General features: G+C 44.1%; 16 protein-coding genes. 4 read left to right on the top strand and 12 right to left on the bottom strand.

Going from position 1 to position 16,188, the window contains the following annotated elements:
* The first annotated feature begins 91 nt into the window (after window positions 1-91).
* Window positions 92-1,294: an aromatic amino acid transport family protein gene (locus L1271_RS00765; protein ID WP_199539660.1), complete on the top strand. Its 1,203-nt coding sequence runs from the start codon at window positions 92-94 to the stop codon at window positions 1,292-1,294.
* A 25-nt stretch (window positions 1,295-1,319) separates the two neighbouring features.
* On the opposite strand, the gene L1271_RS00760 is transcribed toward L1271_RS00765, so the two are convergent.
* The 3 genes from L1271_RS00760 to pomA form a co-directional block, all read right to left on the bottom strand.
* Complete coding sequence (locus tag L1271_RS00760; protein WP_147389350.1) at window positions 1,320-1,823, bottom strand: hypothetical protein; 504 nt, start codon at window positions 1,821-1,823, stop codon at window positions 1,320-1,322.
* A 178-nt stretch (window positions 1,824-2,001) separates the two neighbouring features.
* The gene (locus L1271_RS00755; RefSeq protein ID WP_010606141.1) at window positions 2,002-2,931 is read right to left on the bottom strand and encodes a flagellar motor protein MotB; all 930 of its coding nucleotides are present in this window, start codon (window positions 2,929-2,931) and stop codon (window positions 2,002-2,004) included.
* A gap of 2 nt (window positions 2,932-2,933) precedes the next feature.
* Window positions 2,934-3,701, bottom strand: coding sequence for a flagellar motor protein PomA (gene pomA, locus L1271_RS00750; protein ID WP_010606140.1), 768 nt, complete (start codon window positions 3,699-3,701; stop codon window positions 2,934-2,936).
* Window positions 3,702-3,935: 234 nt separating this feature from the next.
* Here pomA and xseB point away from each other — a divergent pair, with 234 nt between their 5' ends.
* The 3 genes from xseB (at window position 3,936) to dxs (ending at window position 7,101) form a co-directional block, all read left to right on the top strand.
* The gene (gene xseB / locus L1271_RS00745; RefSeq protein ID WP_010606139.1) at window positions 3,936-4,175 is read left to right on the top strand and encodes an exodeoxyribonuclease VII small subunit; all 240 of its coding nucleotides are present in this window, start codon (window positions 3,936-3,938) and stop codon (window positions 4,173-4,175) included.
* On the top strand, window positions 4,175-5,074 hold the full coding sequence (ispA, locus tag L1271_RS00740) for a (2E,6E)-farnesyl diphosphate synthase (RefSeq protein WP_102057343.1): 900 nt from the start codon (window positions 4,175-4,177) through the stop codon (window positions 5,072-5,074). Before xseB ends, ispA begins: the two co-directional genes overlap by 1 nt.
* 164 nt (window positions 5,075-5,238) lie before the next feature.
* Entirely contained in the window at window positions 5,239-7,101 is a 1,863-nt protein-coding gene (gene dxs / locus L1271_RS00735) for a 1-deoxy-D-xylulose-5-phosphate synthase (RefSeq protein ID WP_102057344.1), read from the top strand.
* A gap of 54 nt (window positions 7,102-7,155) precedes the next feature.
* Here dxs and L1271_RS00730 read toward each other — a convergent pair whose 3' ends face one another.
* From L1271_RS00730 to nrdR, 9 genes are all read right to left on the bottom strand, one after another.
* On the bottom strand, window positions 7,156-10,236 hold the full coding sequence (locus L1271_RS00730) for a ligand-binding sensor domain-containing diguanylate cyclase (RefSeq protein ID WP_010606136.1): 3,081 nt from the start codon (window positions 10,234-10,236) through the stop codon (window positions 7,156-7,158).
* Between the two features lie 24 nt (window positions 10,237-10,260).
* On the bottom strand, window positions 10,261-10,743 hold the full coding sequence (locus L1271_RS00725) for a phosphatidylglycerophosphatase A family protein (RefSeq protein ID WP_235366553.1): 483 nt from the start codon (window positions 10,741-10,743) through the stop codon (window positions 10,261-10,263).
* Window positions 10,744-10,751: 8 nt separating this feature from the next.
* Window positions 10,752-11,714 carry a thiamine-phosphate kinase gene (gene thiL / locus L1271_RS00720; RefSeq protein ID WP_102057345.1) on the bottom strand — a complete coding sequence of 321 codons (963 nt, stop codon included), beginning with the start codon at window positions 11,712-11,714 and terminating at the stop codon, window positions 10,752-10,754.
* 43 nt (window positions 11,715-11,757) lie between these two features.
* A complete protein-coding gene (gene nusB, locus L1271_RS00715) occupies window positions 11,758-12,168 on the bottom strand; it encodes a transcription antitermination factor NusB (RefSeq protein WP_010372094.1) in 411 nt (136 codons plus the stop codon).
* 11 nt (window positions 12,169-12,179) lie between these two features.
* Entirely contained in the window at window positions 12,180-12,644 is a 465-nt protein-coding gene (ribH, locus tag L1271_RS00710) for a 6,7-dimethyl-8-ribityllumazine synthase (RefSeq protein WP_010372096.1), read from the bottom strand.
* A gap of 116 nt (window positions 12,645-12,760) precedes the next feature.
* The gene (gene ribBA, locus L1271_RS00705; protein WP_010606133.1) at window positions 12,761-13,873 is read right to left on the bottom strand and encodes a bifunctional 3,4-dihydroxy-2-butanone-4-phosphate synthase/GTP cyclohydrolase II; all 1,113 of its coding nucleotides are present in this window, start codon (window positions 13,871-13,873) and stop codon (window positions 12,761-12,763) included.
* Window positions 13,874-13,901: 28 nt separating this feature from the next.
* Window positions 13,902-14,558, bottom strand: a complete 657-nt coding sequence (locus L1271_RS00700; RefSeq protein WP_010606132.1) for a riboflavin synthase — start codon at window positions 14,556-14,558, stop codon at window positions 13,902-13,904.
* Between the two features lies 1 nt (window position 14,559).
* Complete coding sequence (gene ribD, locus L1271_RS00695) at window positions 14,560-15,672, bottom strand: bifunctional diaminohydroxyphosphoribosylaminopyrimidine deaminase/5-amino-6-(5-phosphoribosylamino)uracil reductase RibD (RefSeq protein ID WP_235366552.1); 1,113 nt, start codon at window positions 15,670-15,672, stop codon at window positions 14,560-14,562.
* Window positions 15,669-16,118 carry a transcriptional regulator NrdR gene (gene nrdR, locus L1271_RS00690; RefSeq protein WP_010372109.1) on the bottom strand — a complete coding sequence of 150 codons (450 nt, stop codon included), beginning with the start codon at window positions 16,116-16,118 and terminating at the stop codon, window positions 15,669-15,671. The genes ribD and nrdR overlap by 4 nt, the downstream gene beginning before the upstream one ends.
* Window positions 16,119-16,188: the final 70 nt, after the last annotated feature.

The raw sequence follows: 16,188 nt of genomic DNA, 5'->3' as shown, positions 1-16,188 counted from the left end.
TACGCAAATTGGTATTAGCAGCAAAACGGTTTCAATTCCGTGCTATTCGTTATATCTTGCCTCACCAGATAATAATAATCAGGGGCAAAACGTGCTTAAGAATAAAACTTTGGGCAGCATGCTAATTGTAGCAGGTACTACAATTGGCGCAGGTATGCTCGCCCTCCCGATTGCATCCGCAGGACTCGGCTTTTCTACCGCTATCGCGTTATTAACAATCACATGGTTGCTAATGACCTATACCGCTTTACTTATGCTGGAAATACATCAGTACGCGGATCAAGACGCTACGCTAAATACACTGGCGAAAAACTTACTTGGTAAATCGGGCCAATATGTCGCTAACTTTTCTATGGTATTTTTATTCTATGCGCTGTGTGCAGCTTATATAGCGGGAGGTGGTGCACAACTTCAAAGCAAACTAGTTAGTGTATTGGGTGACGGGATCACTCCCCAACTCGGTTCAGTACTACTTGCTGTTATCATTGCAACCATAGTGACATTAGGTACAAGTACCGTCGATAAGCTTAACCAATTACTATTTACCATTAAAGTTATCGTGCTCGCGAGTTTATTTTTTATCCTGACTCCCTATGTTCATGGCCAACATCTTATCGATATGCCAGTGGAGCAAGGGCTTGTAATTGCGGCAATTCCTGTAATTTTCACTTCATTTGGGTTTCATGGCTCAATCCCGTCAATCGTCAAGTACGTTGGTGTAGATATTCGTCAATTACGTAAGGTGATGATGTTTGGTGCCTCCCTCCCCCTTATCATTTATGTGTTTTGGCAATTACTAAGCCAAGGTGTTATGGGGCAAGAGAGCTTAATGGCAAGTGAGGGACTGCCGGGTTTTGTAACCAGTATTTCTTCTATCGCACACAACGACAACGTACAATTATTTGTAACTGTGTTTGCAGATCTTGCTCTCGCGACTTCATTCTTAGGCGTGAGTCTCGGCTTATTCGACTTTTTTGCAGATGCCTTTAAGAAGCAAGATACTAAGAAAGACCGGATCAAAACGGCATTCATTACCTTTTTACCACCGCTTGGCTTTGCCCTCTTTTATCCAAAGGGCTTTATTATGGCACTGGGATATGCAGCGATTGCGCTCGTGGTGTTAGCGGTATTTCTACCAGTTGCTATGGTATGGAAACAGAGAAAAACCAGAGGTAATGATGGATATCAGGTTAAAGGAGGTACGCTTGGACTAGGACTTGCCGCTGTTTTCGGTGTGATGATCATCACCTCTCAGCTAATGCAAATGGCTGGCCTTATTCCTAGTTTGGGGTGAGTATTTTTCAATAGCTGGCCGAACACTATCGGCTAGCTCCTGCTTTTTCCATATCATCGCTAATGTAATGAAGCTTCCAAAACATAATTATTGGAGCAAAAGCCAAACACAAAGTCACCACATTGGTGATGGGTATGATAGTTGCGTATAAATAAGTCGAATAACTCAAATCCATTAAATGGTAATCAGTTAATCTAAACAGTTGTAAAATAGGCGCGGGTAAAACAACGAGCTGGGCTAATATACTCTGCCACATATACATTTTATCTTTTACAGCCCAATACGCAACAATCCCCATAAATAGGATGTCATTCAAGGCCCAGTATACGTAACGGATGACTTGGTGCTCATCAATAGAGCGAACAAAGTCGCTCGAGAACGTACCCACAATATAAAAAATCGCAACAAGTAGTGAATATCTAAGCGCCTTTTTATCTTTCAACACAAAGCAAAGAAAAACAGAAAGCAAAGCAATCCACACACTGTTATGTGCAAAAAATATACGAATAGGTTCCCAAGCTTCTAACATAGCTAAACGCTACTCTGGCTTCTTTTCTACAGAACCATCATCGGCGTCACCACCATCGCCGTTACCACCTGGCAATCTATAATTTTGGGGTTTTTTTATTGAAATCATTCTATTTCTCCTTTAAGTAGAACCAAACGGAACAATAGCGAATTCCCTGTAATTTGGCAACAAACTGTAACTAATTTTTCCTAACTTCAATAGGGTCTGATTCTTTCGCTTTACCCTGTAAAATCGAGATTTCGACACGCCGGTTTCGGCGCCTATCTGCATCGCTGTCATTAGGTACTAAAGGTCTAGTGTCTGCATGACCAACTACAACCATTCTGTTCTTATCAAAGCCACGGACACGCTCCATTACAGTCGCAACGGCTACCGCTCTAGTTGCCGATAAATCCCAGTTATTCGAATAAAGTTCGTTAGTCACTCTAAAGTCATCAGTGTGACCGGACACTGTAATTTCACCAGGTACATCTTTGAGCAGCTCTGCAATTTCGGCAATCACAGGTTCAAATTTAGGTTGTAGAAACGCACTTCCCGCAGGAAAAGAACCATTTTCTTGGATGCGAATAATAATTTGCTGCCCTAATGACTCGAGTTCAATTGCACCATCCATAATTTGCTTTTCTAGCTGCTGTGCAATCTTTTTAACGAGCTCGTTTACTTGCTCTTGGTCCGCAGAAGCAATTGCTTGCGTTGACGCCATTTCCTGTGCAGTACTGGCAGACTCACCACCACGCTTATTACCTCGTTGCTCCTGCCTGCCACCCGCCGAAGCCTCGTCACCAGCTTGGAACTCTAGCATTTGCTGCGTCATTTCTACGGTTTGCTGTTGAATCGTTTCAATCGGTGTTGGTTCTGGCTTTCCTGGAGTAAATTCCATCGCAATCACGCTGGTCCCCTTAGGAATATCTTTTACTTCAATTTTATTTTGCACACCAAAAGCAAACTTCATCGATCCTGCAATTTGCTTAAACTTCAGTACATCCATTTCGGAGAATGCCAATAGCAGTACGAAGAAGCACATTAACAACGACATGAGATCAGCAAACGTTCCCATCCAGGCAGGAAGACCTGGGGGGGGACATTTACATTCTTTCTCATCTGACATGATTATTCCTCAGCCTCAGCGCCACGTTTAGATTCTGGCAGATAGTTTTTCAAGATACCTTCAATGACTTTTGGATTTTGGCCATCTTGAATGCCTAAGATTGCATCTAAGATAAGGCGCTGGTTTCGCTCTTCTTCGTCTTTACGAAGTTCAAGCTTAACCTGAATTGGGATTGCAACCACGTTAGCCAAAAACGCACCGTATAAAGTTGTCAAAAGCGCAACAGCCATAGCAGGTCCAATTGCTTTTGGATCGTCCATGTTAGATAACATCGCTACTAGGCCGATGAGCGTTCCAATCATCCCCATAGCAGGAGCGATATCGGCGAGGGACTTAAATAAGCCAGCGCCTAACTCGTGTCTTGAGGACGTTAGGGCAATATCTTTTTGCAATGTGGCACGCACAACATCAGCATCATGCCCATCGACTAACATATCGACACCTTTACGCATAAACTGGTTGGGGATTTCGGCTTCTTCTAACGCTAAAAAACCACCTTTGCGAGCTGAATCAGCAAGCTCAACGGCTTTTTCAATCAGCTCTTCCGGAGTTTCAATCTTGAACATGAAGGCCTTCCCGGCCACTTTTCCAATTCCGAAAAACTGTCCAAGCGTAAAGTTAGACAATACGATAAAAATTGAACCACCAAATACGATAACGACGGAAGGCGTGTTATAGAACATAGCGATCTGGCCATCACTACTTAGTACCATGGACATTACAATTAAACCTATGGCACCCAGGATCCCTATTACCGTTGCTAAATCCACATGTCCTCCGGGGGAAGTTATTTGTGATAAATCACGCAGTTATTGTTGTTTGAGTTATCGGCAAGTTTTTCTACAACTTAACACTATTATATTAAAAAGTGTTTAAAATGCGAGTTTATAGCAGATCTTGTAATGCTGATACTCGGTCAGATCAAAAAGTCACTGGTTTTTTTGACCTTGGCGCACAATCACCCTAAAATTGCCACACTTTTACTTTACGGGTCAGCGTGACATATGGCAGTAAAAAAACCAGACAACTTGAGCTTTGAAGAAGCCATGCAAGAACTGGAGCAAATCGTTGCAGACATGGAAAACGGTAGCTTACCTTTAGATCAAGCACTTAAACAGTTTGAACGCGGGATAAAACTCGCAAAAGCTTCAAATCAGAAACTTCAGCAAGCTGAACAACAAGTCGCTATTTTAATGGGCGAGGATGAACAAGCACAATTACAGCCATTTGATAACGAAGCCTAATGTCGAAAAAATTACAAGAAAAGCTCCAGTTTGCTAAAACTCGTGTAGAAAACACCGTTTTACACTATTTTGATAGTGTGCTTGAAACTGAAGAGAATATAAAAGCGGCTACACGCTATAGTATAGAAAACGGCGGCAAACGCTTGCGACCGTTTTTAGTGTATTGTACTGGTGAATTATTTGGTGCTGCTCCAGAAGATTTAGACAAAGCTGCAGCCGCAATAGAGTGTGTGCATAGCTACTCTTTGGTGCACGACGATTTACCTGCTATGGATGATGATGATCTCAGACGCGGCCGTCCAACTTGCCACATCCAATTCGATGAGGCGACCGCGATTTTAGCTGGTGACGCTTTGCAAACGCTGGCATTTGAACTGCTAAGTGAACATCCATTCGCGGTAAGCCACCATGCCCAAATAAAAATGATTTCAGTGCTAGCCAAGGCATCGGGTCTACAAGGTATGATAGGCGGTCAAGCACTCGATATAGCAGCAACCAATCGTTTAATTACGATAGATGAGCTCGAACGTATTCATAAGCTAAAAACAGGTGCACTACTAAGCTGTGCAGTAGAACTTGGGATCTTATGTAGCGATCCGGAACGTGTTTCAGAGCAAGCACGTGATGCGATACGTACTTATGGACGTGCAATTGGCCTTGCATTTCAAGTCAGAGATGACATTCTTGATGTAGAAGGTGACACATTTGTGCTTGGTAAACCTCAAGGCTCTGATTTAGAACATAATAAATCTACCTATCCAGCATTATTGGGGTTAGAACAAGCAAAAGAAAAAGCTGAACACTTGATAGATGAAGCTTTAGAAGCGCTTACACGTATCAACGGTAATACAGAAATACTTGCAGATTTAGCAAAATACATCATAGATCGAGAATATTAAGCTGACGTATAAAATAGCTACGCCAAGCTAAGAAAATATTCACAAGAACTTTGTAAACACTGGCTAACATAATATTATGACAAGTTAGTGAAGAATTTTAATAATTATGAAGTGGACCACGTGAGTAATTGCGCTGAGATTCACTTAGGACTCTGATAAATACCATGAAACTTGATAGTAGCAAGTATCCCTTACTCGCGTTAATTGACGAGCCAAGTCAACTCCGTCAATTACCCCAGCACAAGTTAACCGCCTTTAGTGATGAGCTTCGCGAGTATTTGCTGAACTCAGTCTCTCAAAGCAGCGGTCACTTTGCATCTGGTTTAGGCACTGTAGAGCTTACTGTAGCTTTACACTATGTGTATAACACACCAAGCGATAGGCTCGTTTGGGATGTAGGTCATCAAGCCTATCCGCACAAACTACTTACAGGTAGAAGAGATAGGATGCATACGATCCGCCAGAAAGATGGCCTGCATCCTTTCCCTTATAGAGAAGAAAGCGAATACGATACGTTTAGTGTTGGCCACTCAAGCACTTCTATATCAGCGGCACTTGGTATGGCTATCGCAGCTGAAAAAGAAGGGATTGGACGTAAGACCGTCGCCGTTATTGGTGATGGTGCAATGACCGCGGGCATGGCGTTTGAAGCCATGAATCACGCAGGCGACATCAATCCAGATATGTTAGTGATCCTAAACGACAACGAAATGTCTATCTCTGAAAACGTTGGCGCACTCACCAATCATTTCGCGAAGATCCTCTCTGGTAGCTTTTACACCAATATTCGAGAAGGCAGCAAAAAACTGCTGTCTGGTGTGCCGCCGGTTAAAGAGCTTGCAGGCCGTATGGAAGAGCATTTAAAGGGGATGATAATCCCTGGTACTTTCTTTGAAGAGCTAGGCTTTAACTATATTGGCCCAATTGACGGACATAACGTAGATACTTTGGTAGATACGCTGCGTAATATGCGTAACCTAAAAGGCCCTCAACTATTACACGTTAAAACCCAAAAAGGGAAAGGTTATAAACCTGCAGAAGCAGATCCTATTGGTTATCATGCCGTGCCTAAGTTCGATCCAAGCGTCCATAGCTTACCCAAATCAAAACCTAGTGCACCAACCTTTTCAAAGGTGTTTGGAGATTGGCTTTGCGATATGGCTGCACAAGATAATAAGCTCATGGCAATCACACCAGCAATGCGTGAAGGCTCGGGCATGGTACGCTTTTCTAAAGAGTACCCTGCTCAATATTTTGATGTTGCCATTGCTGAGCAACATGCTGTAACACTGGCAGCGGGTTTTGCTTGTGAAGACCTCAACCCAGTGGTTGCAATCTATTCTAGCTTCTTGCAACGCGCATACGACCAACTCATTCATGATGTCGCACTACAAAATCTGCCAGTGTTGTTCGCTATTGACCGTGCCGGTGTCGTTGGTGCGGATGGTGAGACGCACCAAGGCGCATACGACTTAAGTTTCTTGCGCTGTATCCCGAATATGGTGATCATGGCACCAAGCGACCTTAATGAGTGCCGCCAAATGCTCTACACAGGTCATCGCCTAGATAGGCCAGCAGCAGTGAGATACCCCAGAGGTAGTGCGGGAAGCGCCGAGATTGATACGGAAATGACCGCAATAGAAGTTGGTAAGGGCAAGGTAGTAAGAGAAGGTGAAAAGCTGGCTATTTTAAGCTTTGGTACATTGCTTGAAAACGCTCAAGCCGTAGCCGAAGAGCTAAATGCCACACTTGTAGATATGCGTTTTGTCAAACCCTTAGACTGCGCCCTTATCGAAGAGTTGGTTGTAACTCACGAGCGCTTCGTCACACTTGAAGATAATGCTATTGCCGGTGGCGCAGGCTCCGCAGTAAGCGAGTATTTAATTGCTCAAGGCCATCAAAAACCAATTAAACTTCTTGGTCTACCTGACGAGTTTATTAAGCATGGTTCACAAACTGAGATCCATGCCGAGCTGGGCTTAAACAGCGAAGGCATCAGTCAACAAATTAAGGCTTGGCTTGCGTGAGTCTGCATTCAACCTAAAAAAGGCTTCCATTTGGAAGCCTTTTTGCTATGAGTTTTACCTCATCCATACACTGATTTCAGCAAGCCCATTACTTTGTAATAACTGTAATTGAGACTCTATATTCGCACTTTGTTCAAACTCAAAAGCATCTAACTGATCATCAAAAGTAATTGTTGCAGCACCATCCCCACCGCGTTGTTTAACTTGATGCAGCGCAATATCAGCCAAATTCACTGATGATTCCCAACCAATCACTTTGCCACCGAGTAGTGGTAGAGGGTAATAAGACCACCCCATAGAAACTGTCAGCTTAGTGGTTTTTCCATTAGGAAGTCGATAGTCCGTCTCAGCAATGGCTTTACATAAATCACTAACATACTCTTCAATGTCATCTCGACTGAAATCACGCAATAACAATAAGAATTCATCCCCACTCCATCTAACAACATAGTCTGAACCTTGAGTACGGGTATTTAAAAGTGTCGCTAACTGTTGTAAGCAACTGTCGCCACCAATAGGACCATAAGAATCGTTAATCTTACTAAAGTCATCGATATTCATGATCATGAGCACTAGGCTCTTATTTTGGGCTTGTAGTGATTGAGCATTGCGCTGGTAGTGCTCAACATCTTTAGGAAGTTGATCAAACAAAAAGCGACGACTTCGCAAGCCTGTCAGCTCATCAGAATGACTAACCAGCTTAAGTTGTGTATTAACTTGATTTAGCTTTTCATTTGCCTTTCTAAGCTCCGTTGTACGCTCTGCAACTAACGCCTCTAATGCGGCCTGCTTTCTTCTTTCTTGTGCTCTAAACACCCAAAAAATCAGATAGAACATAAAGATAAATGCACAAGTAATAAACAATCTAAAGTAAATCGTTTCGTCGAAGCGCCGAGGTAGTACAATTGATAAGCTTAGCACTTTAGCCTTTTCCCAATCTTGTCCTTGACGCTTAGCTTCTAACACAAAGGTAAAGTTGCCTGGAGGCAAATTGGTGTAAATGGCTTCACGCCGTGATTGTGCATCCCGCCATTGTGTATCATGGCCATTAAGTTTGTATCTAAACTCAATGCTATGAGGCGCATAAAAATCAATGGCTGTATAATTGATAGTTAAATCGCGTTCCGATGTTTCAAGCTGGATCACTTGATTTAATGATTCTGTACTAAATACTCTATCGTGGGTAGACAATGACTCTAGCCTTGGCAATAAATCCCCACCGCCAAAAAGCTGGACATTTTTAGGGATCTCAACAACGCCTTGTAAGCTGGGGTAAAAAATAGCTGACTCGGTTTCAACCACGGCATCATGCCCAAGGCCTGAACAACATTGGCTTGGTCTGCCATCAAGCTGCCTATCGAATGGGCTTATTACTTGTTCAACTTGCAAACTCTCTATAACGTGACCAAATTGCGCAACGGGCATGCGATATACCCCTTTCATTGTGCTCACCCAGATGAGCTGATTGCTCTTGTCATAATGCAAAGAAAATATCGATCCGTAAGGCAATCCATTTGAAGCATCAAGCTGATACCAATCACCATCTGAGGTACGATAGAATAATCCGTCATTGAGTGAACCCACCAAAGTCGTTACGGTATCTAAGTGTAATATGCTGGTGATATAAGCTGTATCTAACGAAGTTTGCGAGCCTATTTTTTCGATGCCTTTATCATTGTAGCGATACGCACCTTTGTTAGTACCGATAAAACCATATCTCGGAAAATCCTCAACAAAAGTAACAAATTGACTACCAAGAAAAGCGTTGTAGGCAAATGGCGTTATCCCCTTGTAATCAAGACGATACAAACCTCTCCCTGTACCAAACCACATTCCCCCTCGGTTTGAAGGGCTTAATGAAAAGACTGGATTCTGTCTGAGCTCTCGCTCAGTTAATTTTTGTAGTGTGCCATTTTCGTAGATAAGTGCACCACGGTCTGTCCCAAGAATGAGTTTTTCGCCAATAAACTCCAAGTCGTGTATCACGGAACGATTTAACTGCGCACTAGTTAGCACGGGTTGATAACTATCATTCAATCCCATAATGCCAAGCCCCTCACGACTAGCGACCCATAACTGACCAGAGGGCCCCTGTGTGATGGCTGAAATTGCTTGGTTTACTCTAGGACCAATATGATGCCGCTCCACTTTTCCTGAGTGGGCCAGCCACAAGCCTTCATTTAAACTGGCAAGCCAGATATTATTATCTTTGTCCATAAAGATATCTGCAAACCAGATACTTTGATCCAACTGAATTGGCTCGACAGCTTGCCAAACACCGTTATTCTGTCGATATAACAGCCGACCATAAGTAGAGACCCATAGCCCGCCTTCCTTATCATTTAGAAACTTATATACGGCATTGTTACCCGCATCTTGATAACGGCGTAGTACTTCGTCAATATCTAGAAAATACGCACCCAACTCTGATGCTAAGAACAACTTACCATCGACCCAAGCTAAGTCATGTATAATGGTTTGCGCTAACTGCTCAGGTAGTGAAACCTTACTCGCCAGCTCAAGCCTAACGCCATCACCGTTGCGATTGCTTGATTCACTGATTTTAAGTAGGTGACGTTCATTCACTAGCCAAATACCATCAGGCACCAACGCCATTTTAGTCACGGAACCTACAATTTGATTGATTTGGGTAACATCTAACGTACTTTGTTCGATGTTATTGGCGGCTAACGTCAGCTTTTTCGCAGAAACATAATACAGACCATTCGCAGCAATCCAGATCCCGCCATCTTCATCTTGCAAGATATCTCGTACAGGCCCCTGCAGATCGAAACGCCGAGCTTCTAAGGTTTGGGGATTGAGTCTTAACAATCCTCGACGCGTGCCAACCCAGAGCATGCCAAATCGATCCACCACCAATTTATTAATGGCATTGCTATTTAAGAATTCGGTATTTTGGGTGTTGAAGTTTTGGAATTGATGACCATCAAACCGACTTAAGCCAAACTGAGTTCCGAGCCAAATGTAGCCTTGATTGTCTTGAACGACACTCTTAACGCTTTGTGACGGTAACCCACTTTGGATATTCCACTGTTTAACTACGTAATCATCTATCGCCGCAAAACTCGTAATTGGTAGCAGCAAAGTGAAAATGAAAAACAATAGCCTTGTCATCTCGATTCCATCACATCAGCACAGTTAGACTAAAATGCCAGTTTTAAACAAAGCTTGCACGCAAATCAATGAAAAAATGCCAGCTAATACATCATCTAGCATAATCCCCGAGCCACCATGCAAACGTTTATCGAGCCATCTTATCGGACCCGGTTTCAAAATATCGAAAAAGCGGAACAAAATAAAGCCAACGATTAATGACTGCCAGCTAAGCGCCGCCCCTATCATGGTAATATAAAAACCTGCCACTTCATCCCAGACAATGGCTGGGTGGTCATGAACATTAACATCGTCTGCTGTTTTACCACACACCCAGATCCCAAATAACGTCATGACAATCGCAACCAGACATTGCAGCCAAATTGGTGCGCCTTGGGTTGCAAAAATAAACGGTAATGCGGCGAAGGAGCCAAAAGTACCAGGTGCTTTTTTCGCTAAACCAAGACCAAACCCGAGTGCAAAGAATTGATGCGGCTTCTTTAAATTAAATACATACTGCTTAGCCAAACCAACTCCTAGCTAAAATGCTCAAAACCAAACCCTGTGAGCTGGTAAGGTTGACCTTTTTTGAGCAATTGAATTTCGCCATTATTAGCCGTAATTTGGCCAATACAAACTGGCTCAACACCATATTGCTTCAATCTGGTTTCCACGGCATTTTTGTTATTATCATTGACCGTGAAGAGTAACTCGTAGTCATCGCCAAAACCGAGCGCGAGCCGCATGCGTGCATCTTCATCAAGGCTTGAGCGCAGCGCATCAGACTGAGGAACTTTATCGGCGTTTATCTTAGCGCCAACTAACGAGCTACGTAAAATATGCTTAAGATCCGCGAGTAGACCGTCTGAGATATCAATTGCAGAGGTAGCAAGACCCCTAAGAACTTGGCCCGCAGCAACCCTTGGTGCTGGGTAGTTAAACTTTTCAAGCGCCGCTTTGTAATGTTTTGGCTCAAGTGTCCAGCCCTGTTTTCGCGCTTCAATAGCAAGCCCTGCGTCACCAAGTGGACCTGTTACATAAATCCAATCACCCACCCGCGCTCCTGAGCGCTTGAGTGCTTTACCAGTTGGTACAATACCTTTTGCACATACAGTGATAGTCAATGGACCTTGCGTTGTATCGCCACCTATTACTTGTACGTTATAGTACTCAGCAATTTCATGCATGCCCTCAGTGAAGGCTTCTAACCACTCCAAGTCAGCCTTAGGTAGCGTTAAACCAAGTGACACCCAAGTAGGTTCTGCACCCATAGCAGCTAAGTCGCTAAGATTTACCGCGATAACCCGATGGCCTAGTGCTCGAGGTGGAATATCTTCAAAAAAGTGCACACCCGCAACTAGCGTATCCGTAGTTACCGCAAGTTGATTGCCAGCAGGAACTGAAACCAAGGCGCAGTCATCACCGATCCCAAGCTCTACATCTCGGCGAGTAATGCCACGGCCTTTAAAGTAGTGATTGATTAGCTCAAATTCTTTCATACACAAAAAAGCCGGCCAAGGCCGGCTATTCCTATAGTAAAGCTTATTTGCGAATAAACTTAACCGCTTTGTCTAGTACACCGTTAACGAATTTGTGGCTCTCTTCAGCGCCAAACATTTTCGCTAACTCAATACCTTCGTTGATAGCCACTTTGTATGGCACATCTTCACGGAATTTAAGCTCATAAGCACTAACACGTAACACGGCAAGCTCAACCATATCCAATTCTTCAAGTGGACGAGCTAAATGCGGACGAATTGCTTCGTCTAGCTGCTTTTGGTTAACAACAACACCACGCGCTAAGTCTTTGAAGTATTCTACATCGACTTTCGTTACGTCGTTTTCGATCAGCATTTGCTGTTCGATATCGGCAATTGGGTTACCACTTAGCTGCCAAGAATAAATAGCTTGTAAAGCAAGTACACGTGCTTTGCGTCTAGCTGCTGGTTTCACTGAGATTCCTCTTAAATTTGCTCTAGCACGTTCACCATTTCTAGAGCTCCAAGGGCGGCTTCTCCCCCTTTGTTGCCCATTTTAGTGCCCGCGCGCTCGATAGCTTGCTCAATGCTTTCGGTAGTAAGTACACCAAAAGCAACAGGGATGTCATAATCTAATGAAACGCTAGCTAAGCCTTTGTTAGACTCGTTAGCAACTAAATCGAAGTGTGGCGTACCACCACGAATAATCACACCTAGCGCAATAATCGCGTCGTGCTCTTTTTTCATCGCAACGCGCTTTGCTGCTAGTGGTAGTTCAACCGCTCCGGGTACATATACAACCGTGATGTCTTCATCGCTAACACCACCGGTACGTTTTAATTCATCTACAGCGCCTTCAAGTAAGCTGCTACCGATAAAATCGTTAAAACGTGAAATGACAATGGCAAATTTTTTGCCAGGAGCGTATTTATTACCTTCGATTACTTTCATTAGATGTTCCTAATCTGTATGAGCAATTGCCAAATTGAGGCGCATGATAGCACAGTAATGTGGCAATCGCCTACTATCTGAATATAGGCGATTGCGATCAATTTGGCATTTTGGAATTATTTTGGTTCGACGTATTCAACCACTTCTAAGTGGAAACCAGACAGTGCATGATATTTTTTAGGTAGACTCATTAGGCGCATTTTCTGAATGCCTAAATCAGCCAAAATTTGCGATCCCACACCTACGGTGCGCGAAGTACCTTGGAATTTACGGTAGTTCACCTGTTCACCCGCATCTTCCGCAGCAAATGCCTTAACCAGCGCTTCCATCTCTTCGCTACGTTCTTGTTTTCCAAGAATGACTAATACGCCTTCGTTGTCGGCGATGTGCTTCATGGCACTTTGCAGTGTCCAGCTTCTATCCGCGCTGCGATCTGAATGGAGGATATCGTTAAACGTGCTTTGCAGATGCACACGTACTAAATTGGCTTCTTCCGATTTGATCTCACCTTTTACCATCGCATAGTGAAGTTGATTATCAATGGTGTCTTTGTACGTCACTAGGTTAAACTCACCAAACTCAGTAGGCAGTTTACACTCTGCTACTTTTTCGATAGTGGTTTCGTTTAAGTTACGATACTCAATTAAATCAGCAATGGTGCCGATTTTAATATCGTGTTCTTTTGCGAATACTTCTAGTTGTGGGCGACGTGCCATAGTGCCGTCTGGATTGAGAATTTCAACAATCACAGATGCAGGCTCCAGTCCCGCCAAACGCGCTAAATCACATCCGGCTTCAGTATGGCCTGCACGCGTTAAAACGCCGCCTGGTTGCGCCATGATTGGGAAGATATGACCTGGTTGTACGATATCTTCAGGTACTGCACCTTTGGCAACTGCAGCTTGTACTGTACGGGCGCGATCTGCCGCTGAAATACCTGTCGTTACGCCTTTCGCAGCTTCAATAGACAAAGTAAAGTTGGTAGAGAACTGAGCGCCATTGGTTTTCACCATTAGTGGCAAGTTCAGCTGCTCACAGCGCTCCTGTGTCATGGTCAAACAGATTAACCCGCGACCATATGTTGCCATGAAATTAATTGCATCTGGTGTAATGTGCTCTGCTGCAATGATCAGATCACCTTCATTTTCTCGGTCTTCATCGTCCATCAAAATAACCATTTTACCGGCTTTAATGTCCGCGATGATTTCCTCAGCACTATTTAAACTCATAGTTTTCCCATTTTTACTTTGTCTGTGGCTACTTTATAAAGCCAGCTTTCGCCAATAGACTGGTTGTGAGAGTGGACTCGCTGGCAGCGCTTGGCTCACCCTGAATTAGTCTTTCGAGGTAGCGGGCGATTTGGTCAACCTCTAGGTTTAGTTTTGACCCGACTTGAAAACCTGCAATCGTCGTTTCTTGCGCCGTGTGTGGCACTATGGTCAATTTAAAGCGGTTTTGTTCCACGGCATTGACCGTCAAACTGATACCATCAATGGCAACCGAACCTTTATACGGAATATACTTCATTAGCGATGACGGCGCGGCTAACCAATAGTCAGTCGCTCTGGCATTAGCGGTTATCTCAACCACTTCAGCAATACCATCCACATGGCCTGACACCAAATGACCGCCTAGGCGTGAAATCGGCTGCAGTGCCTTTTCAAGATTTACCTTTTGGCCTTGTTTGTACTCGGCAAAACGCGTCAAACTTAAGGTTTCGTTAGAAACATCGGCTTTGAAGCCATCATGAAACTTCTCAGTTACGGTCAGGCAAACCCCGTTCGTGGCAATACTATCACCCAAGTTTACATCACTCATATCAAGAGATGTTGTGGTCACACGAACAATTAAATCGCCGCCCTTGAGCTGCAATTGAGTTAATGTTCCTGTTGCTTCGATAATACCTGTAAACATTTTACTTCTCTTTAGTCGCGATAAGTTTGAGATCAGGCCCCACTTGGCAAACGTCGCCAAACACTAACTCAGGTATTTGCGACATGGCACTCAGTGGTGTGGTGTTAAACAGCCCTTTTCCAGCGCCAATTATTTTCGGTGCCAAATAGATGATATATTCATCGATTAGCCCTTGTTCATGCATTACCCCCGCAAGGGTGGCACCGGCTTCTAGCCAAACATAATTACAGTGCTTTTCAGCCAGCTTGTTGAGCACGGCTTTTAGGTCGAGCTTACCGTTGATTTCAGGCACGACAATTTGCTCTACGAAATGAGGCCATTGCACTGAATTATCAATAGTACGGCGGAAAATAATCACTGGAGATGCAATTGTAAATAGCGCAAGATCTGGTGTCAGACGATTTTGTGAGTCAATAATCGCACGTATCGGCTGGCGTAGCTCAGATTGAGGATAATCGGTGTCTTGCAAAAACTCCTCACGAACATTGAGTCTTGCGTTGTCTACCATAACCGTATCGGCTCCGGTCAAGACCACACAGCTCTGCGCGCGGTGGCGCTGTACGTCTAAGCGCGCTGCCGCTGAGGTAATCCACTTGCTCTGGCCATTGTTTAGTGCGGTTTTACCATCAACAGAAGCGGCAAGCTTACAAGTCACGAACGGCAACCCATACTCCATTCGCTTCAAGAATCCGGTATTCAGTGCCCTTGCTTGTGGCTCTAACAAACCAAAAGCCGTTGCAATTCCCGCGGCTTCTAACATTGCCAATCCACGCCCTGCAACTTGTGGGTTGGGATCAACCATGGCTGCAACCACTCTGCTGACGCCTGCGTCAATCAGACCTTTTGCACACGGCGGCGTTCTGCCATAGTGACTACATGGCTCAAGCGTTACATAGGCAGTTGCACCTGCGGCTTTAGCTCCAGCTTGCTTAAGCGCATGTACTTCAGCATGGCCTTCACCTGCTTTTAAGTGTGCGCCTTCGCCGACGATTTCACCGTCTTTTACGATCACACAGCCGACGTTTGGATTGGGTGTTGTGGTGTATTTACCGCGCTTTGCAAGCGTGATGGCGCGGCTCATATAATCATGGTCTTGCGTTGTGAACTGGCTCAATCCCCCAACCTCGCAATTTCTTCACCAAACTCACGAATATCTTCGAAAGAGCGATATACTGAAGCAAATCGCACATAAGCCACTTTATCGAGCTTTTTGAGGGCTTCCATAATACATTCGCCAATCATGTCGCTTGGTACTTCACGTTCGCCAGTACCACGAATTTGAGATTTAATTTGGTGTACTACTTCTTCTATTTGTTCTGTACTAACAGGACGCTTTTCCAACGCTCGGTGCATGCCATTGAGTAACTTATCCTCATTGAAAGGCTCCCTGGTACCATCTTGCTTTATCACGCGCGGCATTAAGAGCTCTGCGCCCTCGAAGGTAGTAAAGCGTTCGTGGCATAAAATACACTCACGACGGCGACGGACTTGGTGGCCGGAAGCAACCAAACGTGAATCTATTACTTTGGTATCTTTGGCTGTACAGAATGGACAATGCATAGACGCTCTCGTTGACTCAAAAACAAAAAAGGCCGCTTGAATGCGGCCTTAATCATAACAAAAAACTGCT

The organism is Pseudoalteromonas sp. OF5H-5 (genome assembly GCF_021530695.1).
GTDB lineage: Bacteria > Pseudomonadota > Gammaproteobacteria > Enterobacterales > Alteromonadaceae > Pseudoalteromonas.
The sequence above is the reverse complement of the archived record's forward strand: the minus strand, read 5'-3'. Positions and strand labels throughout refer to the sequence as shown.